Below are 20,797 nucleotides of genomic sequence, written 5' to 3'. Positions count from 1 at the left end.
TCCGTTATCTTTTGTCTAATTTTTTTGATATTTTATTTCCTGAAGATTGAATTACTTGTACTATTATTATTAAAACTATAATTGTCCAAATCAACACATCAGTTTGAAATCTTTGATACCCATATCTTATAGCTAAATCTCCTAACCCTCCTCCTCCAATAGCTCCTGCCATTGCAGAATATCCAATTAAATTAATAATTGTAAGGGTAAGGCCCATAATCAATGATGGTAAAGCTTCTGGTATTAAAACTCTAAAGATTATTTCTTTTGTAGTTGCTCCCATAGCTAAAGATGCCTCAACTATTCCCCATGGAACCTCTTTTAAAGATGATTCCACAATTCTAGCAACAAAAGGAGTAGCCGCTATAGATAATGGTACAATGGCTGCAGTTGAACCAATTGCAGTCCCTACTATTATTCTTGATAAAGGAAATATAGCAATTATTAATATAATAAAAGGTAGCGACCTCATAATATTAACTATATAACCTAATACCCCATTAAGCATCTTATGCTCCCATACATGATTCTTCTCACTAATAACTAAAACAACACCCAATGGAAGTCCCAAAATCACAGAAAACAAAGTGGAGAAAAATACCATATATAATGTTTCGAAAAGTGAAGGTTGTAGCAAACTATATAAATGATTGAAATTTTCCACCAATTAAATCACCTCCATAATCAAATCATTTTTGCTTAAATAATCAATTGCATCATTGATTGCGTCTTTTTCACCAGAAATTTTAACAATAAGATGACCTAAATTTGTATTCTGAATATTTTCGATATTACCAGCTAAAATACTAATATCTACATTATAATGCTTAACCATATCTGAAATAATTGGTGATTTTGATTTATCTCCTATAAAGGATATTTTTAAAATTTCTTGATGTATATTATTATCTAAATCTTTCTCAATAATATCCTCCGGAACATAAAAAATATCTTCTTCTAAAAAGCTTTTTAAGGTTTTTGTTTTAGGATAAGAGAATACATCAATTACATTTCCTTCTTCTACCACTTCCCCTTGTTCCATAACAGCTACTTTATTGCACAAACTCTTTATAACCTTCATTTCATGAGTAATTACTACAATTGTTATATTATATTTTCTATTAATATCCTGTAGAAGATTTAAAATAGATTGAGTTGTATTAGGATCTAATGCTGAGGTAGCTTCATCACATAATATTATTTCTGGGTCATTAGCAAGTGCTCTTGCAATACCTACTCTTTGTTTCTGTCCCCCAGATAATTGTGAAGGATACGATTCTTTTTTATCAACCAAATCTACAATTTCCAGTAATTTATCTACTTTTTTATTAATTTGTTCTTTTTTCATACCTGATATTTTTAAAGGGAATGCAATGTTTTCATAAACAGTTGAATTCATAAGTAAGTTAAAGTGCTGAAAAATCATCCCTATTTTTTTTCTCATTTTTCTTAGTTCAGTAGCACTAACTTTGGTAATATCTTTACCCTCTATTAAAATCTCTCCACTAGTAGGTTTCTCTAACATATTAATACATCTTACTAAAGAAGATTTCCCTGCCCCACTCAACCCAATGATTCCAAAAATATCTCCTTTATCTACTTCCAAATTTATATTTTTGAGAGCTTCAAAAGATTGTTTTTCTGAAATATAAGTCTTACATAATTCTTTAATTTCTATCAAAATACTTCCTCCTTTTTCATAAGTTATAATAATAAAGCCCTCTTTCAACGAAGAAAGAAGACCTTATTTAATCATCTTTCAGCTAAGCTGTAGGAATTAGCACCATGCCATATATAGCTGGTTGCTGGGTTTCTCAGGGCCTATCCCTCCACCTCTCTTGATAATTTATCTTTGGTTTTTATTTGAATATATTTTTAAAAATAAAAAACTTCTTTCGCACTAAAAGAAGTTATGTTTTCGTAACATTATCTTTCAGCTAACGCTGTAGGATTTAGCACCATACGTTCATCGTTGGTTGCTGGGTTTCTTAGGGCCTATCCCTCCACCTCTCTTGATAATTAATATTCAATTTGATTTCTTTTAGATTATAAAAGATATTATTCTACTTGTCAACAAAAATATAAAATTAACATAAACAGTTATAACCTTTTTTCTCATACATTTTAGCATCAGCAATTTTAACCAAAGAATTGAAATCCTTACCATCTTTAGGATAAGAAGAAACCCCATAACTAAAACTAAAATTTATACTTTTATTCTCTAGTTCTACATTACTTTTCAAACACAACTCCCATAAATACTCCATCTTTTCTATTACTTTCTCTTCTTCTGAATAAAGCATTAAAGCAATAAATTCATCACCTCCCAATCTAGCTACTATATCCGAAGCCCTTAAGTTATTTTTAAGAAAACCTGAAAAAGCCTTCAGCACCTCATCTCCAACAAGATGTCCATATTTATCATTCACCGCTTTAAATTTATTTAAATCCATCAAAACTAAACTGAACTTTTCTTCATATCTAGAAGATCTTTCTAATTGTTCTTTGAACAAAGTTTCAAAATATCTTCTATTACATATACCTGTTAACTCATCAAACCTTGATAAAGTTATAGTTTTTTCATAAAGTAAATGTTTTTCAATAGCAAGAGCCGCTTGAACCCCTAAATACTCTAAAATTTCTAAATGTTCCTCATCAAATATATTTTTTTCTTCACTATCTATGCTTAGTAATCCATACATTTTGCCATTAATTTTTATTGGAACACTAATATTTGCATTAATACTAGTCTTACCAGCGCTATCGATAACACCTGGAAAAATAACTTCTTGCACTTCATTTATATCGTTTATAATAGTTGCTTTTTCTATTTTTCCATTAGTTTTTTTATATATAAAAGATTGTGATAAGTGTATTTTAAAATTTTCGGCTAATTCCTTTTCAAATCCTCTATATGCAGAAATAGTCAAATAATTATTTTCATCCAAAACTAAAATACTTCCAATAGTACTTTGTTGTATTGATTTCAATGCATTTTCTAGAATCAAATCAAAAAGCGTGTTTAATTCATTAATTTCCATTACTGAATGTAATATTTTTAAAACTGAATCTCTTATTTTTATCTCATCTTTTAATTTTTCATTCATTTCTTTATATTCTTTTAGCTCATTCTCTTGTTTTTGAATTTGTTCTTTATATTCTTTCAAATCAATCTACGCTCCCCTAATCTTTATAGTAAAATTATATCACAAACTATATGCAATATAAAAGTTATGAATTTAACTTATATATATATTGATATTTATATGACATTGTTGCTATAATAAGGTTAGTTTGTAATTCTACTTCCATTATAAATTTATTATGTAAAGGAGATTTTAATTTTCATGCCTCGTATATTATTTATATCATCAGAACTAACTGGTCATGGTCATAAAAGTATCACTGAAGCTATCTGCAATAAAATAGGAGTTATATCACCAGATACTGAAATAAAGATTATAGAAGGTTTCGATTTAGCTGGAAGACTTGGTCAAGTCGCGGGTAAATCATATATTCCTTTAACCATATACGCCAAACCTGTTTGGGGTGTTTTTTATAAGCTAGCTTCATTAAAATATGATAAAATAAATAACTTTACATCAAAAGTTATAAGGAAAAAATTTTTAGATATTATATATTCATTTAAACCTGATATGATAATTTCCGTCCATGCTGCCTTTGTAGGTTCTATTGTTAAAATTATTCAAGAAGAATCTTTAGATATTCCAGTTGTAACCCAAATAGCTGATCTAATTTCCATATCCCCTTTATGGACAGATCCAAATGCAATGTATACAATATGCCCTACTCTTGAAGCTGTAGAAAGAGTTAAATCCTACGGAGTTCCTGAGAATAGAATTATGCTATTTAATCTCCCTGTTAGAGATAACTTCTGCCAATTAAAAAAAGAAAAATACTCTTCTACAAATGAGAAAATAACTTTTTTAATCATGAATGGTTGCGAAGGTAATGGACATGTTAAAAATACTGCCGAAATCCTACTTTCAAATTTTAATTGTAAAGTAATCATTATTACTGGAAGAAATGAGAAATTAAAAAAACTATTAAATTTAACTTTAAAGTCAAATTATAAAGATAATATAGAAATTCTTGGCTATGTTAATAATGTTGAAAAATATATGATTAATTCTGATGTTTTAATCGCACGTGGCAGTCCAAATGTATTAATGGAGGCAATTAATTGTTGTCTACCTATCATTGTTTCAGGTACCTTTCCAGGACAAGAAAAAGAAAACCCTGAATTTATTCTTAATAATAAATTAGGTTTGTATTGTGACAACTTTAAAAACTTACCTTCCACTGTAAACCAATTAATAGATAATAATTGTATTCTATTAAACCAAATAAGACAAAACCAATCAAATTATAGAGATCTTCAGGTTTCCGAAAAAATATCTAAGTTTATAATTGATAACTTAGAAAAGGTCATATAATTTATAACAGTTAGGAGAATATTTATGGAAACAAAAATAAATATCCATGGCGCTCTTCCTTTGAAAGAAAACAAATATACATTGCTTTATTTGTTTTTTATTTCGAATATATTAAAATGTATTTATTTTCAATTTACTACTGGATTAAATAATCTTCCTTTAGTATCCAGAAGTAATTTTAATATGCTTTTAGGAACTCTCAGTTCACTATTCTTTATTTTTTTCTTAATAATACTCATCCCAAAAATAAATATAAATAAAAAAATTATTGTATTTTCTTTTTTAATATCAGTTTTGCTATTGGTGGACACTAATTTTTTTAGGTACTATAGAAAATTAATTAGTATACCTGTTTTTTCTAGCTTCGATTTCAATCTTGTTACTAGTGTTAATAATTCAATTTTAGGATTATTTAAATTCACTGATATTATTTACCTAATAGATCTACCTTTTTTATTTTACATAAGCAAAGAATTCAATAAAACTCATTTATATAGAAAAAGAATAAAATATTCGTTTCAATACTCATTTATTTTTTTGTGTATATCCTTTTTTCTATTTCAAACTAGTTACCACATATCTAACATTCAAAAACATACGGATAATTCTAGATATGTAACTAGGAAAATGGGTCTTTTATATGCTCATTATTATGATATAAAATATTATTTTGAAGACAAAACCAATAATACAATCGTTAGTAAGAGTGACTTGAGCCTCCTTAATAATTATTATGAAACTAAAAATTATAATTCACAAAATAAATATTACGGTATTGCCAAAAAAAAGAACTTAATTGTGGTACAAGTAGAAGCTTTACAAGAATTTATTATAGGTAAAACTATTAACGGCAAAGAAATAACCCCTAATATAAACAAACTTTTAAAAGAAAGCATCTATTTCAACAACTTGTATTATCAAATTGAAGACGGAAGTACTTCAGATGCAGAGTTTTTATGCAATACCTCTCTTTATCCTTTAAAAGAGGGTTCTGTGTACTATAGATACGCAGAAAATAACTATCCTTCCCTAGCTAAGTTAGTTAATGAAAATGGTTATAATTCATATGTATGCCATGGTTTTTCATCAATTTTTTGGAATAGGCGTCAAATGTACGAAACATTAGAATTTGATAAATTTATTGATTCCTCTTACTATAACATGGATGATCTTATGGGTTGGGACAACACTGCTTTAAGCGATATTTCATTTTTCAAACAAACCTTTGATAAGTTTGATACTTCCAAACCTTTTTACAGTTTTTTAATAACCCTTACTACTCATTATCCTTTTGAGGGATTTGAAGAGTACGGTTTTAACGTTGGTGCTTATGAAGGCACTTTCATAGGTGATTATATAAAAGCTGCTCATTACGCTGATCAATCAATAGGCGTATTAATAAACGAATTAAAAAATAGGGATTTATACGAAACCTCCGTCTTAGCAATCTATGGAGATCACTTTGCAGTACCCTTAAATAAAAAAACAGATTTATTGAATTATTTAAACTTGGAGTATTCTGATACGGAATGGATTAAGCTTCAAAAGGTCCCTTTAATTTTACATTACTCAGGTTTAAATGAAGGAAGTGTTAATAATACCACTGGTGGACAGATTGACATAATGCCCACTATGATAAATTTATTAGGTTTGGATTCTAAATACTCACTTGGTAAAGACTTATTAAACTGTACTTACGGTTATGCTGTTCTTCGTAATGGTTCCATAGTTACTGATGATTATTATTATTTCAGTGACAAAAAAATAGTTTATAATATTGAATCAGAAAAAGAATTAAATATATCTAATTACAAAAATATAATTGATAAATATCAACAAGAACTTAAAATTTCTGATATCATAATTTCAAAAAATCTTTTGGACAGGTTAAATTAAAATTTTCATTTCTGTAACAAATGTGACATTGTTTTTTTTATTTTTTATGTTATACTATATACATAATCCTCAGTTAAGCACTGGGAATTAAATAAAAAAGAAAAATACTAGGAGGTATTTCAATATGAAAATAGTAAAAGAAAATACAATTGGCGACGTAGTAAGAAATTATCCAGAAACAGTTCAAACTTTAATGAGTTTTGGTATGGGTTGTGTTGGATGTCCATCAGCTCAAGCTGAAACATTAGAAGAAGCTGCTGCAGTACACGGTTTAGACGCTGACAAATTAATAGAAGCTTTAAACAACGCTATAGCTTAATAATTACTAAACATACAAAGGCTTCCCTAAATATGGAAGCCTTTTTTATTTATTTAGTTCATATTCCCAAGTGTTTATCCCACCAAAATCATATACATTTCTATATCCTAAGTCTATAAGTTTTTTACTAGCAGTTTTACTTCTGTTGCCACTTCTACAATATACCAAGATTGTAGAATCTTTATTTGGTATTACTTTATCTACTTCTAGTTCTATATTGTCTACTGGTAGCAATACTGAATTTTTAATATTTCCCTCATTATACTCATCAATAGTTCTAACATCCAGTACAATTACATCTTGAGTATCCATCAACTTTTTAGCCAAAGCTTGATCTATTTTTATATAAGTTACATCTTCATTATCAATTATTTTATATAAATTTACTTTTAAAGGCCAACTCTCCATAACTTCTGCATCCGCTTCAAACTTAACCAAATTACCTACTTTAAAATCACTAGAAATATTATCCATAACTTCAATTTCATCAGTAATATTTAAAGAAATCAAATCTCCATTATTCAAATCCCTAACAATAAAATTGTATCCATCCGTTTTTTCTACTATCTTTCCTTGAAAAACCAACCCTTTTTTATTACTTTTTTCATTCCCAATATTATAGCTCTTGCATCCTACTACAAGGAAAGTTGAAATTATTAAAGTAAGCATAATTATTTTTTTCATAATCTCCCTCTTTTCTTTATATACTTAAATACAGGTTTTCTTTAAGAGTATTATACATTGTAGTTTTGTATTGTCAACTAAAATCCAATACACACTAAAACTCTATAATAAATTAAATATATATTAATTCAAATAATAAATTTAGTGAAATTTTCTTAAAAAAACTAATAATAGTATTTGACACTTTGAGAAAAAGGATTTATAATTAAGATAGTGCAAACGATTGCGCAACAAATTTAAAATATAATCTTTATTTTATGGAGGGGTATTATGAAAAAAACAAAAAGACTTTTAGCTTTAGTAAGTGCGTTAGTTTTATCTGTTGGGGTTTTAGCTGGATGTGGTAGTAATAATAGCAATAACTCAAACACAAAAAATGAAGGAGCTGAAACTGAAGCACCTGCTGAAAAAGTGGAATTTGATATTTTTCAGTTCAAAGTTGAATCTAAAGATGCTCTAGAAGCTGCCGTTGATACTTATGTTTCTGAAAACCCAAATGTTACAATTAATGTACAAACTGTTGGTGGTGGAGATGATTATGGTGCTGCTTTAAAATCTAAATTTGCTTCTGGTGAAGAACCTACTATTTATAACATTGGTGGAACACAAGATGCTTTGGATTGGGCTGAAAAACTTGAAGATTTATCATCAGAACCATGGATCTCCCAAGCTTTTGACGGTTCATTAGATGCTGTTTCTCTTGATGGAAAAGTAGTTGGAATGCCTTTTAATCAAGAAGGTTATGGATTTATTTACAATAAAGGAATATTTGAAAAAGCTGGAATAGATGCAGCTTCTATAAAAACTTTTGCTGATTTGCAAAAAGCTGTTGAAACATTAGATTCTAAAAAGGCAGATTTAGGACTTGATGCTGTTTTTGCTTTACCTGGTAAAGAAACTTGGGTAACAGGTTTGCATTTATCTAATGTAGCTTTCGCTAATGAATTTGATACCGTTGTTGATGCTTTTAATGCTAAAGAAATTGGATTTACTCAAAACGAAGGTTTACAAAAACTTTTAGATTTACAAATCAAATATGCATTTAAACCTGATGGTAAAAACGGTTCTATAAATAGCGTTGATTACTCAACTCAAGTAGAACAAAAATTCTCTTTAGGTACAGTTGCTATTATTCAACAAGGAAACTGGGCATTCGGTTCAGTTGATGGAATTGACTCAGAACTTGCTCAAAATATAGGAATTTTACCAATGCCTATCGATGGTGTAAAAGAAGGTTCTATTCCAGTTGGTATCCCAATGTATTGGGCTATAAATAGCACTAAAGATGATGCTCAAAAAGCTGCCGCTAAAGATTTCTTGAATTGGTTATATACCTCAGATGCTGGTAAAGATATGATTATCAATGATTTTAAATTTATACCTGCTTTTAAAGGTTACGAAGCTGATAATTTACAACCAAGTGATCCATTAGCTAAAGAAGTATTAAGATACTCTAACGAAGGAAATACAATGCCTTGGGTATTCATGGGATACCCTACTGGATGGGGTATGGATAAATTAGGTGCTGATATCCAACTTTATATCGCTGGCGATTTAACTTGGGACAAATTAGTAGAAAATGCTAAAGCAACTTGGGCTGAAGCAAGAAAATAATAAGAAAAGAATCAATTAACTAAAAGAAAATAATCCTGGATAAGTTTAATAAAGCTCCTCCAGGATTTTTCTAATAACAATAAATTAATTTTAAGTTAGGAGTGAGTGCATATGAGAAATAATAAGATCTCATTTTGGATATTCGTTGCACCTGTATTAATTGCTTTTACAGTAGTTCAACTTATACCACTACTTTCAGGCATATACTATTCTTTTACGGATTGGAATGGAATTAGTTCTTCTATTCATTGGATAGGCTTTGAAAATTATATAGTTGCTTTTAAAGATGCGACTTTTGGTAAATCTTTTTGGTTTACTACTAAATTTACAATAGCATCTGTTATAGTTTTAAATATTTTAGGATTTGGCTTGGCTTTATTGGTTACTAGAGAATCAAAATTTAGTAATGGCTTAAGAACAATATTTTTTATGCCAAATCTTATTGGTGGACTTATACTAGGATTTATATGGCAATTTATTTTTACTCAAGTATTTGCAACTCTTGGAAAAGCAACAGGTCAGAGTTGGTTATTGGGTTGGTTATCTAACGAAACTACGGGCTTTTATGGACTTATTATATTAATGTCTTGGCAAATGGCAGGATATTTGATGGTTATTTATATTGCTGCTTTACAAAATATTCCACAAGAATTAATAGAGGCTTCTCAAATTGATGGTGCTACATTACTTCAACGAACTAAGCATATAGTAATGCCTTTAGTTAGACCAGCTTTTACAGTAAGTTTATTCTTAACTTTATCAAACTCCTTTAAACTTTATGATCAAAACTTATCTTTAACAGGCGGTGGTCCAGCTAATCAAACTCAAATGTTGGCAATGAATATATATAACACTGCATTCAAATTTAACTTAATGGGAGTAGCTCAAGCTAAGGCTGTAATCTTCTTCTTTATAGTTGGATTAATAACAATTACTCAAGTATATATGTCAAAGAAAAATGAGGTGGAAGTATAATGAAAGAAAAAAAACAATTTAAAATAAAAAATTTACCAATAATACTTTTAAGCCTGATGTTAGCTTTATTATATCTATCCCCTTTCTATATAATTATATTAAATGCCTTTAAAACTAAGAAAGAGCTTTTTCAAAGTACTTTAGCTCTACCTTTAGCTTGGAATTTTGATAATTTTGTTGAAGCCTTTGATAGACTAGATTATTTAAAAGCATTAAGGAATTCTTTATTTGTTGTAATAACAAGCGTTATCGTCATAATATTATTCACTTCAATGGCAGCTTGGATGCTTGAAAGAACAAAATCAAAAGCAAGTTCTTTCATATTCTACTTGTTTATTTCATCAATGCTAATTCCCTTTCAAGCAGTTATGTTACCCCTTGTTAGAGTAATGGGTAAATTGAATTTATTAAATATGGGTGGTATAGTATTTATGTACTTAGGTTTTGGTACTTCATTATCCGTATTCCTTTACCATGGTTTTCTTAAAGGTATACCTAAAGAGTTAGATGAAGCTGCAATGATTGATGGCTGCAACAAATTTCAAACCTTTTGGAAAATTATATTTCCATTATTAAAACCTATTTCTGTTACAGTTGCAATTTTAAATACAGTTTGGATATGGAATGATTTCTTGTTACCTTCATTAGTAATAAACAAACCCGACACACAAACAATACCACTTAGAACCTTCTTCTTTTTTGGAGAATACACTAAGCAATGGCATTTAGCTTTAGCTGGATTAATACTAGCTATAATACCTGTTATTATTTTCTATGCTGTAGCACAAAAACATATAATAAAATCTATAACAGCCGGGAGCATAAAATAAGAGTTTTGTTTATCAAAACTCTTATTTTTTTACTGATTTTTAACTAAATTAATATTAATTAATTTTAAATTTATCTAAAATTCAAATATTTCTATTCTATTCTTAAATGAATCTTAATAAATATAATATGAAACATAATTTAGAAGGGCTTAAGTATCACTTTTATTTTCAGTTTTCTAGTATTGTTTTTTCATTTTACTTACTTTCTTACATAAGCATTAATCTTCTAATGTAACCCGATCTTACATCTATCAGAAAGGAGTGTTAATTTGAATTTTTCATTAGTAAAATTAGAAAAATCAAATATTTATCAAAAATCTAAACCCATAAAATATATTATTATATCCTTTATTTCAATCTTTTTTTTGCTATTTTTAATTATAGGATATCAATTATTAAATTATTATGAAGCATCAAAAATTTTGTCCAATATAGATTATTTAATTGAAACTAACAACTTCAATGATGCTTTTAACAAGTTACAACATTTTAATAATACTTATACATATAATACCCTTAATAATAAAGCCAATGATAAAATAAATAAACTTCAATCCATATCACAAACTGAGTTTATTAAAGGCATTAATTATATCAACATGACCTCTTCTTACGATTTAAATGAACTTGAATTGTTTTTAAAAAATTTTCAAGAAACCTACTCATTTTCGAATAATATAAGTGATATCAATGAATTATCCTCTCTTGTAATTGATTATAATTATAACAAAACCAAATTAGAGGAAAAGGAGCTTATAATAGAAAATTTAAATAAAAACGGTAATCTTGTAGACCTTATTGAAGAGTATATTACCGAGTCCGAAAAACTCTATTGTTTATCATCGGAATATTTAGAATCAAATAGCAAATCTTCCATACTTGAAATAATTAAATCCTTGGAAGAAAATTATTATTATTACGAAGATATGGAAATAAAAGTTGATGCAATTAAAACTTCTGATACATCAAACATATTTTTTACTAAGGAAGAATATGATTTAGTAAAGAGTTTAATTCACAGTTGTGTTTCACCTACTTTTGCTATATACGAAAATATATCACTGCTAGAAACTCCAAAACAATTGAATAAATCCATTAAAAATGATTTGAACCAGTACCACATTCTTAAACCTAAAGTAAATTCAGCTCTCAGTGATACAAAATCTTTTCTGGATAATATATATAAAGAAAGAGATCTATATCTTTTAAAAAAAGATTCTTCGTATAATAAGATCAAAAACTACAATTTCCAAAATTTAGTTAATTAATTTTGTATTTTGTCAAAATAAGTTTATTTTTTTTGTAACACTCATAAATAATCAGTAAATTCTGATATAAACATTGACATTTTTCTTTGCCCGTAGTAAGATATACAACAATAAACAAAATATTGTAAGTTTATACACTTCAATCAAAAGCCATGATAGGGATAAGTAAACATTTGATACTTTACAGAGAGTGGGGTTGCTGAGAGCCCATGAGTTATTTTTTGTTGAACCTCACCCTGGAGCTGCAAGCTGAAATTAATAGTAAGCTGTGCCGGCCTAGCCGTTATTCAAATAAGTTATAAATATGGGTGGTACCGCGATAGACTTCTCGCCCCAGAGACAGTCTGTCTTTTTTGCGTTCAATATAATTTTTATAAACACCTTTTATTTTATATTTTTTATTGATTAAGCAGTATAAATATAAACAATATCTATTTTCGGACTATTAAGAACAAGTTTATTAAAGGGGGATTATTATGAAAAGAAATAAAATCAAATGGAGGACATTAATATGATCGGTTCTGAAGCAATTGTAAAATGTTTAGAGAAAGAGAATGTTACTAAAGTATTCGGATATCCAGGTGTACCTGTGGTTCCACTTTACGAAGCTCTAAGAACGTCTAGTATAGACCATATTTTAGTAAGACATGAACAAGCTGCCGGTCATAGTGCTTCCGGATATGCTAGATCCACCCGAAGCATAGGGGTATGTATAGGGACTTCTGGACCAGGCGCAACAAATCTAATAACAGCTATAGCAACTGCTTATATGGATTCTATTCCATTGGTGGTTATTACAGGTCAAATTGAATCAAATCTTATAGGAAAAGATATTTTTCAAGAAGCAGATACAATTGGGGCAACCGCATCTTTTACAAAACATAATTACTTAATTAAAGATGTAAATGATATTCCAAGAATTTTTAAAGAGGCTTTCTACATTGCAGGAAGTGGTAGAAAAGGCCCTGTTTTAATAGATATTCCTCTAGACATTCAAAAAATGGAAATTAATTTTGAATATCCTGAAGAAGCCAACATTAGAGGTTATAAACCTACTACAGAAGGTCACAAATTACAAATACAACGAGCAATTCATCGTATAGAAAAAAGCAAAAAACCTCTTGTTTGTATTGGTGGTGGTATAATTTCTGCAAATGCTGAGGATGAGTTAAAAGAATTTATAAACAAATCCCATATTCCTGTAGTTCATACTTTAATGGCTAAGGATGGAATAAACTCTAACTCTAACTATTATATAGGTTTAATTGGCACTCACGGAAAAGCTCATGCTAACAAAGCAGTAAAAGAAGCAGATTTAATCATCTTGATAGGTACTAGAGTTGCTGATAGAGCCACTGGTGGCTCAACTTTCGCTAAAAATGCAGATCTTATACACATTGATATTGATCCTGCTGAAATAGGAAAAAATTTAGGAACTTCTATTCCTTTAGTCGGTGATTCAAAATATATTTTACAAGAAATAAATAAAGATATAAAAGTTATTGATACCGAGGATTGGATAAAAGAAATAAATTTAAACAAAAGAGAATCTCCAAATTTTGGAATGAATGATTATGTATGTCCTAAATTTGCTTTAAATCTTATATCAGATATGATTGAAGATGATGCAATAATAACTACAGATGTTGGACAAAATCAAATATGGACTGCTCATCATTTTCATATTTATGGCGAAAGAAGATTTCTAACTTCCGGTGGCTTAGGGACAATGGGCTATTCCATTCCTTCAGCTGTAGGCGCTAAAATTGGAAATCCTGACAAAAGAGTTGTAGCAATTTGTGGTGATGGTGGTTTTCAAATGTGTATGTTTGAATTAGGAACTATTCTTGCAAATAATTTAGATATCATCATATTACTCTTTGAAAATGGTGTGCTAGGCATGGTAAATGAATTTCAAAATAAAGTCTACAAAGCAACAAATGGAATTGATTTAATCAAAAATCCTGATTTTATAAAATTAGCTGAAGCTTACAATATAAAAGGACGAAAAGTATATGAAAATAGTCAATTAAAGGATGTAATCCATGAAGCTATGAATACTGAAGGCTCTTTTTTAATTAATTGCTTGGTATCAAAAGATCAAAAAACTCTTTAAGGAGGAAAATATGAATACTTACGTTTTATCTGTATTAGTAGAAAATCAACCTAGCGTTTTAACTAAGATCTCTGGCCTTTTCAGTAGAAGAGGATATAATATTTATTCATTAACTGTTGGTCCCACCGAGGACCCCTCCCTTTCTAGGATGACTATAGTTGTCATTGGTGATGAATACATGCTTGAGCAAATTAATAAGCAACTAAATAAATTAATAGACGTAATAAAAGTTGTTGTTTTAGAAAGTGATAAATCTGTTTATAGAGAGCTTGCATTAATAAAGGTTTCTGCATCTGATGCTGCTGCAAAATCCTCTATTAATGAGGCTGTAAATATATTTAGATGTAAGATAATAGATATGGATACAAAAAGCATGACTATTGAGGTTACTGGTGACCAAAACAAAGTAGAAGCATTCATAAATCTAGTTAGACCTTATGGTATAAAAAAGATTGCAAGAACAGGATTAACCGCCCTTGAAAGAGGAACTGCTTGCTCAAAATAACCTTTGACAAGATGTTTTACTTATGATAATCTTAATCAGTAAGTAAATTACAAATAAAATTTTTGGAGGCTTTACAATGAAAAACGGAATAGTAAAATGGTTTAACAACGAAAAAGGATTTGGATTTATATCAGTAGACGGAGAAGAAGATGTATTCGTACATTTCTCAGCACTTCAAGGAGATGGATTCAAATCTTTAGAAGAAGGTCAAGAAGTTCAATTCGAATTGACAAATGGCGCTAAAGGTCCACAAGCTGCTAACGTAGTTAAACTTTAATTATCATATAAATAATTAACACATTTATATATAAAAAGAGAAGGTAATGAAAATACCCTTCTCTTTTTATTATTTATTTATACTTTACTAAAACATAACCTTCTAAATAATCAATTAAAGTAACCTCTTCACTTTTTTTATTTCCACTAACATTAGTTATTATTACTTTAATTTCTATATCATTATTTTCATCCTTTATCATTAAATCTTCCTTTGGTATTAACTCATCTTCCCTATTAAATCCATACTTTTTATTTAGCTCATCTACAACTTGTGACAAGTTCAATGTGAAAATTTCACTACTACTACTACTACTACTAACTATCAGCTTATTATCCTCATCAATATTAAAACTTAAACCCTCTTTATTATTTGAAGATAATCCATTGTTATATTTATCAAATTTATATATTTCTGAAAATCCCTTTGTGTCTATTGGATAAACATCTGCTCTATAGTAATAGAAATTACCAATATTATCATTACTTCCATAATACTCTTCAAACCCAAATACCTTCTTCATATCACTCCTATTATAGTCATCTGGTAGATATTCTAACTTATCTAGGCTATGTGAACTATCAAAGTAACTAATTATCCCTGTGATTTCCTTTTGGTCTTTTTCTGATACCTTAGAATTTTGATGCATAACTTTTCCTTCATTTAACATATCATATTTAGAAACTATTTTATAAAATCTATTATTTTGACTTTTTATAGATATATTAAAAGCACTTAATGGTCCAACAACTGCTATGATGCATATTAACGCCAAACTAATAAACAAAACAATATTATTTTTTCCTTTATTAAAAGCTATAAAAATCATGGCAAAGGTTGCCCAAAGCCCTATAATTAAAATGAAATATCTATTTTCAGTTACTCCAAATTCGCTTATACGTATACTTATAGATACAAACATCATTGCTAGTAAAGGTAGAATTATTTTAGTTACTCCCTCTGTAAATATCCTTACCCATCTACTAAAATTCCTTAAAGGCCAAATCAAGAAAACTGTAACTATACTAATGGCTGCATAAAAAACAACTAAATAAGATACTATTCCACTAGGCCACACTCCTGTAATAATAATCTTAGCAAAATACAAATATAAAACCACAGTGTAAGCCGTAATTAACGGTAGTACTATATAAGATAATAGAATCTTTAAAACCATATTATAATCCTGGTCATCAAATTTATCTTCTATCTTAGGGTATCCATATAAAAAATAAATTGGTGCAAATATGTTCCATGCTATTATCCACGAATAAATATAAAGATTTTCACTCATTCCTTCATATAGTAAAGATTTAACTGCAAATAAAATTGCCATTAATCCCAAGCCTAATACAATTGTATAAAATATACTTATAAGTAACCTTGAAATAACTTTTGTTATATAGATCTCAAAGTTATTTTTACTATAGTAATAAGGCATGAGTAAAAAAACTAAACCAAATGCTACTGAAAGCAACAATAACCTTACCATCGGTTGCATTTCTATGTCTTTTAAAAGAAAAGAATAATAAAGATAAACAAATAAAATTTCACTAATCCATATTAAAGGAAAAATCCATTTAAATAATCTATTATAAAACCTTTCTATAATATTGCTAATTCCTAAGGTAAATGGAACTGATAAAAATAAAACAGCTGTTACCCTATCTAGTTTTTCAGAAATATCTTGAATCTTATCATAGGGGGTCTCTATGCGAAAAATAAAAATTGCTGCTAGTATTAAAAATATTATTATTGTACTAGGGAATCTATAAAACGTACTATAAACTGCTTTTGCTGATTTCATTATCCATTGCTTCATATTTAATCTGTTTTTTTTCATCTTTCTCACTCCTCGTGTGTTAAATATATAGTTATTGAAGTAACTGCTTTTATTCTGAATTTTCTTTTAATTCACCTTAATTATACCATATTGTTTTTAGACAATAAATAAAAGAGGAACAAAGTTCCTCTTTTATTTATACTTCAACATACTATTCCATATTTCACAAGCTTAATCCAGAAATAATCTACCTCATCAGGTAACATTTCTTTAACTGGTGATAATCTGTCTTCTTCACATTTTTTTATTGCTTCTTCTATTAACCCAATATATTCTTTAGGTACTATATTTTCAATTCTTTTTATATCTATTTTCATACCCTCTTTTAAAGATTTCACCACATGATCTTCTGCTGTTCGAATTTTCAAATCTCTTTCTTCTATAATCTCATCCATGGTTTTGCCCTCTGCAAACATTTCGTAAGTAATTATGTGCGTAGGTGTTTTATTACTTTTATAACCCTCTCTTACCTTATCGGAAGCGAAAGAATCTTCATAAATTCTTTTTCTAAAAGAACCAACATCTAAATCATTTTCGTTAATATAGGACTCTATTTCTTCAATGAATTTTTCTCCATATTTTTCATACTTAACTTCTCCAACACCTTTGACATTCAAAAACTCAGGTTTATTCAAAGGCATATATGTTGACATTTCTTTTAAGACAGCATCAGAAAACACAATATAAGGTGGTATAGACTCTTCTATTGAAATTTCTTTTCTTAAATTTCTTAAAATTTGGAATAAATCATTATCTTGTTCCAATTTTGCTTGAACCTTATTCATTTTCATAAAGACAGTTTCCTGATCTTTTAATACCCCTACTGCTTTATTCGTTAACTTTAAAACCGGGTAAGCATCGTTGGTTAAGTTTAGATAGCTATCTGCGGTTAAAACATTAATCATATCAACAATGTCTTTTTTTATAAACTCTTCCATTATACCGTAAGTAGATAAAGTATTTAATCTACTCTCAGTTATTTTTTTAGCCTTTGATCCTTTTAGAACATCGGCCACCATATTACTTCCAAATCTTTGTTGCATTCTATATATACAAGAAAATATTTTTTTAGCTTCTAATGTTATGTCAACCAATTCTCTTTCATCATTACAATTGCTGCAATTATCACAACTACTATTCAATGAAAAATCTCCAAAATACTCTAATATATATTTTCTTAAACAAGTAGACGTATGGCAATAATCCACCATTAATCTTAATTTTTCATACTCATTAGCTTTTCTTTCAGGAGATAAACCGCCCTCTTCTATAAAATATGATTGAAGTTGAATATCCCTAGGTGAAAATAGAAGTATACACTCAGAATTTTCCCCATCTCTTCCAGCACGACCTGCTTCTTGATAATAAGCTTCCATATTCTTAGGCAGATTATTGTGAATAACAAATCTAACATTGGATTTATCTATACCCATACCAAAAGCATTAGTTGCTACAATAACATCAATATCATCATAAGCAAATTTATTTTGCATATCATTTCTTTCCTCATCACTAAGTCCAGCATGATAAACTCCTGCTTTAATACTATTTTTTATCAACGAATTATAAATACTTTCTGCTGTTTTTCTAGTAGAAGTATATATAATACCCGTAGTTTTTTTGTTTTTGCTCAAATAATCCAATATAAAACTTTCATTATTTACACCTTTTAATACAGAAAATTTAAGATTTTCTCTATCGAAACCTGTAATATAAACTTCTGGATTTCTTAGTTCTAATAAAGATGCTATATCTTCTTTAACCTTTTCTGTAGCTGTAGCAGTAAACGCACCTACTACTGGTCTAGGGTTTATTTGTTTTATAAAATAGGAGATTTTTCTATAACTTGTTCTAAAGTCATGACCCCACTGTGAAATACAATGAGCTTCATCAACAGCAACAAAAGATATATCCATATTACACAAAGTATCAACAAAAACCCTTGATTCAAGCCTTTCCGGTGCTAAATAAACTAGCTTATAATCACCTGAAAGCATCTTAAATATTCTATTATTAACCTCTGTTGCACTCAAAGAACTATTTATATAAGTAGCTTTTATACCCACTTCCTTTAAACTATCCACTTGATCTTTCATCAGGGATATCAAAGGGGAAATAACTACCGTAATTCCAGGAAATAAAAGAGCCGGAACTTGAAAACAAATAGACTTACCTGCCCCCGTAGGCATTACGGCAACTACATCTTTATGGTTTAAAACATCTTCAATAACCTGTTCTTGTCCTTTTCTGAAGCTGTCATATCCAAAATGTTTTTTTAGTTTTTCTCTTGCATTTTCTATCACATTAATAACCTCTTTTTTATGGCAACACTTCTATGTTGCTGTATTTATTATTCATCAAATATCAACAAATAAATTAAAACAAAAATTCTACCTCAAAATTCTCGCACTTACTGTTTTCCCTTTAATCTTCGTAGTGGCAAATTGTTTTGCCACAATACTTCCTTTATTATTCAATATATCTACATGACTCATAGTATCTTGAACATCTATAATACCTATATCTTCTGGCAAAATTCCTTGCATATTAGATATAGCACCTAATATGTCTCCTGGTCTAATTTTCTTCTTTTTACCTGAGTTAATTCTGATTTTAGATATTCCTTTGTTTACTTGGCTATTTTTATTCTTCTTTAACTTAGGTTTAGCCATAATTTCTTGCTCATTTAATTCTTTAGCTTTTAAAAATTCATCTTCACTTGGTTCTTCTATTTTCTCTATAGGTACATTTACATAATCAATTAACTCGTTGAAGAATTTGTATTCATGGGGAGTAACAAAGGTTATTGCTTTTCCATTCTCCCCTGCCCTACCAGTTCTACCTATTCTATGAACATAACTTTCTTTTTCATATGGAACCTCATAGTTTATAACATGAGTTAATTCATCGATATGGATACCACGTGCTGCAACATCTGTAGCCACTAGATATTTAAATTCACCTCTTTTGAATTTTTCCATAATTTCAAGTCTATCTCTTTGTTCCATTCCTCCATGTAAAACATCAGATGAAAATCCTTTTCTTCTCATACTTCTGCCTACATAATCAACTTCTTCTCTGGTATTGCAAAATATAATAGAGCTAAAAATTCCTTCTGTATAAATAATTCTATTTAAAAGCGAGAATTTATTTTCTTTTTCAATTTCATAATAAACTTGAGTTATTTTTTCTACAGTTAAAGTGTTACTTTCAATTTCTATAGTTTTCGGTTCTTTCATATACTTAGTACATATTCTTTGAATCTTTTCTGGCATTGTCGCTGAAAAAAGCATAGTCACTCTATCTTTTGGCAATTTTTTTATTATACTCTCTACCTCATCAATAAATCCCATACTTAACATTTTATCCGCTTCATCAATAACTAAATACTTTATCTTATCTAAAACTATGTTTTTTTTCATAATATGATCAAAAGTTCTTCCTGGGGTCCCTGCTATAATGTGAATTCTTTGTTTTAGATTTCTTTCTTGAATGTGTATAGGCTGTTTTCCATACACTGCTGTAACTCTTATTTTTTTCAATCTTCCAATATTTGAGATGTCATCTTTCACTTGAATAGCTAGTTCTCTAGTAGGTGTAAGCACTAACACTTGAGGACTTTTTTCTTCAATTTCAATTTTATCACAAAGAGGAATTCCAAAAGCTGCTGTTTTGCCACTACCTGTTTGAGCTTTCACAATAAGATCTTTATTGTCTTTAAAATTTGAAAGTACTTTATTCTGAACTTCCGTTGGGTTTTTATATCCCAAATTCTTAATGGCTTTTAAAACTTCATCACTTAATCCGTAATTTTCGAAACTTAATTTATCCAATACAATTCAACCCCATTTTTCTTCATTTAAATATAATAACATGAACAAATGTTTGTTTACTCTTATTCAGTATTATTTACCATATTTTTTATATTTATACATATTGTTTTTAATAAAAATCAACAAATTTCATTATAACATAAACCGTTGAAAATTCCTTTATAATATTTTTTTGACTTA

At 28.7% G+C, this 20,797-nt stretch carries 17 protein-coding genes, 2 riboswitches and 1 other annotated feature; of the genes, 10 read left to right on the top strand and 7 right to left on the bottom strand.

Annotated features, from left to right (window positions below):
- Positions 1 to 4: 4 nt before the first annotated feature.
- The 3 genes from BUB83_RS00500 to BUB83_RS00490 form a co-directional block, all read right to left on the bottom strand.
- Entirely contained in the window at positions 5 to 667 is a 663-nt protein-coding gene (locus BUB83_RS00500; protein ID WP_073335889.1) for a methionine ABC transporter permease, read from the bottom strand.
- Positions 668 to 1,681, bottom strand: coding sequence for a methionine ABC transporter ATP-binding protein (locus BUB83_RS00495; RefSeq protein ID WP_073335887.1), 1,014 nt, complete (start codon positions 1,679 to 1,681; stop codon positions 668 to 670).
- 68 nt (positions 1,682 to 1,749) lie between these two features.
- Positions 1,750 to 1,848: riboswitch (SAM riboswitch) on the bottom strand.
- A 75-nt stretch (positions 1,849 to 1,923) separates the two neighbouring features.
- Positions 1,924 to 2,022: riboswitch (SAM riboswitch) on the bottom strand.
- Positions 2,023 to 2,087: 65 nt separating this feature from the next.
- A complete protein-coding gene (locus BUB83_RS00490; protein ID WP_073335885.1) occupies positions 2,088 to 3,167 on the bottom strand; it encodes a sensor domain-containing diguanylate cyclase in 1,080 nt (359 codons plus the stop codon).
- A 180-nt stretch (positions 3,168 to 3,347) separates the two neighbouring features.
- Here BUB83_RS00490 and BUB83_RS00485 point away from each other — a divergent pair, with 180 nt between their 5' ends.
- The 3 genes from BUB83_RS00485 to BUB83_RS00475 all read left to right on the top strand — a co-directional run bounded on the left by BUB83_RS00485 (position 3,348) and on the right by BUB83_RS00475 (position 6,672).
- Entirely contained in the window at positions 3,348 to 4,457 is a 1,110-nt protein-coding gene (locus tag BUB83_RS00485; protein ID WP_073335883.1) for an MGDG synthase family glycosyltransferase, read from the top strand.
- 24 nt (positions 4,458 to 4,481) lie between these two features.
- The gene (locus BUB83_RS00480; RefSeq protein WP_073335881.1) at positions 4,482 to 6,353 is read left to right on the top strand and encodes an LTA synthase family protein; all 1,872 of its coding nucleotides are present in this window, start codon (positions 4,482 to 4,484) and stop codon (positions 6,351 to 6,353) included.
- Positions 6,354 to 6,477: 124 nt separating this feature from the next.
- Positions 6,478 to 6,672 (top strand): DUF1858 domain-containing protein, encoded by a 195-nt coding sequence (locus BUB83_RS00475; RefSeq protein ID WP_073335879.1) that lies wholly within the window; start codon positions 6,478 to 6,480, stop codon positions 6,670 to 6,672.
- 45 nt (positions 6,673 to 6,717) lie between these two features.
- Here the strand turns inward: BUB83_RS00475 and BUB83_RS22345 are convergent, their stop codons facing one another.
- Positions 6,718 to 7,356, bottom strand: coding sequence for a rhodanese-like domain-containing protein (locus tag BUB83_RS22345; protein WP_242950609.1), 639 nt, complete (start codon positions 7,354 to 7,356; stop codon positions 6,718 to 6,720).
- A 270-nt stretch (positions 7,357 to 7,626) separates the two neighbouring features.
- Here BUB83_RS22345 and BUB83_RS00465 point away from each other — a divergent pair, with 270 nt between their 5' ends.
- From BUB83_RS00465 to BUB83_RS00435, 7 genes are all read left to right on the top strand, one after another.
- On the top strand, positions 7,627 to 8,970 hold the full coding sequence (locus BUB83_RS00465; RefSeq protein WP_073335877.1) for an ABC transporter substrate-binding protein: 1,344 nt from the start codon (positions 7,627 to 7,629) through the stop codon (positions 8,968 to 8,970).
- Positions 8,971 to 9,081: 111 nt separating this feature from the next.
- Complete coding sequence (locus BUB83_RS00460) at positions 9,082 to 9,945, top strand: carbohydrate ABC transporter permease (RefSeq protein WP_073335875.1); 864 nt, start codon at positions 9,082 to 9,084, stop codon at positions 9,943 to 9,945.
- Positions 9,945 to 10,775, top strand: coding sequence for a carbohydrate ABC transporter permease (locus BUB83_RS00455; RefSeq protein WP_073335873.1), 831 nt, complete (start codon positions 9,945 to 9,947; stop codon positions 10,773 to 10,775). The genes BUB83_RS00460 and BUB83_RS00455 overlap by 1 nt, the downstream gene beginning before the upstream one ends.
- A 269-nt stretch (positions 10,776 to 11,044) precedes the next feature.
- Positions 11,045 to 12,043, top strand: a complete 999-nt coding sequence (locus tag BUB83_RS00450; protein WP_073335871.1) for a hypothetical protein — start codon at positions 11,045 to 11,047, stop codon at positions 12,041 to 12,043.
- A gap of 143 nt (positions 12,044 to 12,186) precedes the next feature.
- Positions 12,187 to 12,382: a binding site (T-box leader), on the top strand.
- Positions 12,383 to 12,554: 172 nt separating this feature from the next.
- Positions 12,555 to 14,159, top strand: coding sequence for a biosynthetic-type acetolactate synthase large subunit (ilvB, locus tag BUB83_RS00445; RefSeq protein ID WP_073335869.1), 1,605 nt, complete (start codon positions 12,555 to 12,557; stop codon positions 14,157 to 14,159).
- Positions 14,160 to 14,169: 10 nt separating this feature from the next.
- Entirely contained in the window at positions 14,170 to 14,664 is a 495-nt protein-coding gene (gene ilvN / locus BUB83_RS00440; RefSeq protein ID WP_073335867.1) for an acetolactate synthase small subunit, read from the top strand.
- Positions 14,665 to 14,740: 76 nt separating this feature from the next.
- Positions 14,741 to 14,941, top strand: coding sequence for a cold-shock protein (locus BUB83_RS00435; RefSeq protein WP_073335865.1), 201 nt, complete (start codon positions 14,741 to 14,743; stop codon positions 14,939 to 14,941).
- A 73-nt stretch (positions 14,942 to 15,014) separates the two neighbouring features.
- Here BUB83_RS00435 and BUB83_RS00430 read toward each other — a convergent pair whose 3' ends face one another.
- From BUB83_RS00430 to BUB83_RS00420, 3 genes are all read right to left on the bottom strand, one after another.
- Complete coding sequence (locus BUB83_RS00430) at positions 15,015 to 16,784, bottom strand: DUF4153 domain-containing protein (protein ID WP_073335863.1); 1,770 nt, start codon at positions 16,782 to 16,784, stop codon at positions 15,015 to 15,017.
- 143 nt (positions 16,785 to 16,927) lie between these two features.
- On the bottom strand, positions 16,928 to 19,087 hold the full coding sequence (gene recQ / locus BUB83_RS00425) for a DNA helicase RecQ (RefSeq protein ID WP_073335861.1): 2,160 nt from the start codon (positions 19,085 to 19,087) through the stop codon (positions 16,928 to 16,930).
- Between the two features lie 87 nt (positions 19,088 to 19,174).
- Entirely contained in the window at positions 19,175 to 20,617 is a 1,443-nt protein-coding gene (locus BUB83_RS00420; protein WP_073335859.1) for a DEAD/DEAH box helicase, read from the bottom strand.
- Between the last annotated feature and the right edge of the window lie 180 nt (positions 20,618 to 20,797).

This window comes from Clostridium grantii DSM 8605 (genome assembly GCF_900129965.1).
Classification (GTDB): Bacteria; Bacillota; Clostridia; order Clostridiales; family Clostridiaceae; genus Clostridium_AF; species Clostridium_AF grantii.
Note: the sequence above shows the minus strand (reverse complement) of the source record. Positions and strands in the feature narration are given on the sequence as shown.

What these genes read in the sequence shown, in the direction of transcription:
- BUB83_RS00455 (WP_073335873.1), top strand. Translation starts at nt 9,945, where the DNA reads ATGAAAGAAAAAAAACAATTTAAAATAAAAAATTTACCAATAATACTT.
- BUB83_RS22345 (WP_242950609.1), bottom strand. Translation starts at nt 7,356, where the DNA reads ATGAAAAAAATAATTATGCTTACTTTAATAATTTCAACTTTCCTTGTA.
- BUB83_RS00485 (WP_073335883.1), top strand. Translation starts at nt 3,348, where the DNA reads ATGCCTCGTATATTATTTATATCATCAGAACTAACTGGTCATGGTCAT.
- BUB83_RS00480 (WP_073335881.1), top strand. Translation starts at nt 4,482, where the DNA reads ATGGAAACAAAAATAAATATCCATGGCGCTCTTCCTTTGAAAGAAAAC.
- BUB83_RS00435 (WP_073335865.1), top strand. Translation starts at nt 14,741, where the DNA reads ATGAAAAACGGAATAGTAAAATGGTTTAACAACGAAAAAGGATTTGGA.
- ilvN (WP_073335867.1), top strand. Translation starts at nt 14,170, where the DNA reads ATGAATACTTACGTTTTATCTGTATTAGTAGAAAATCAACCTAGCGTT.
- BUB83_RS00475 (WP_073335879.1), top strand. Translation starts at nt 6,478, where the DNA reads ATGAAAATAGTAAAAGAAAATACAATTGGCGACGTAGTAAGAAATTAT.
- ilvB (WP_073335869.1), top strand. Translation starts at nt 12,555, where the DNA reads ATGATCGGTTCTGAAGCAATTGTAAAATGTTTAGAGAAAGAGAATGTT.
- BUB83_RS00430 (WP_073335863.1), bottom strand. Translation starts at nt 16,784, where the DNA reads ATGAAAAAAAACAGATTAAATATGAAGCAATGGATAATGAAATCAGCA.
- BUB83_RS00465 (WP_073335877.1), top strand. Translation starts at nt 7,627, where the DNA reads ATGAAAAAAACAAAAAGACTTTTAGCTTTAGTAAGTGCGTTAGTTTTA.
- BUB83_RS00460 (WP_073335875.1), top strand. Translation starts at nt 9,082, where the DNA reads ATGAGAAATAATAAGATCTCATTTTGGATATTCGTTGCACCTGTATTA.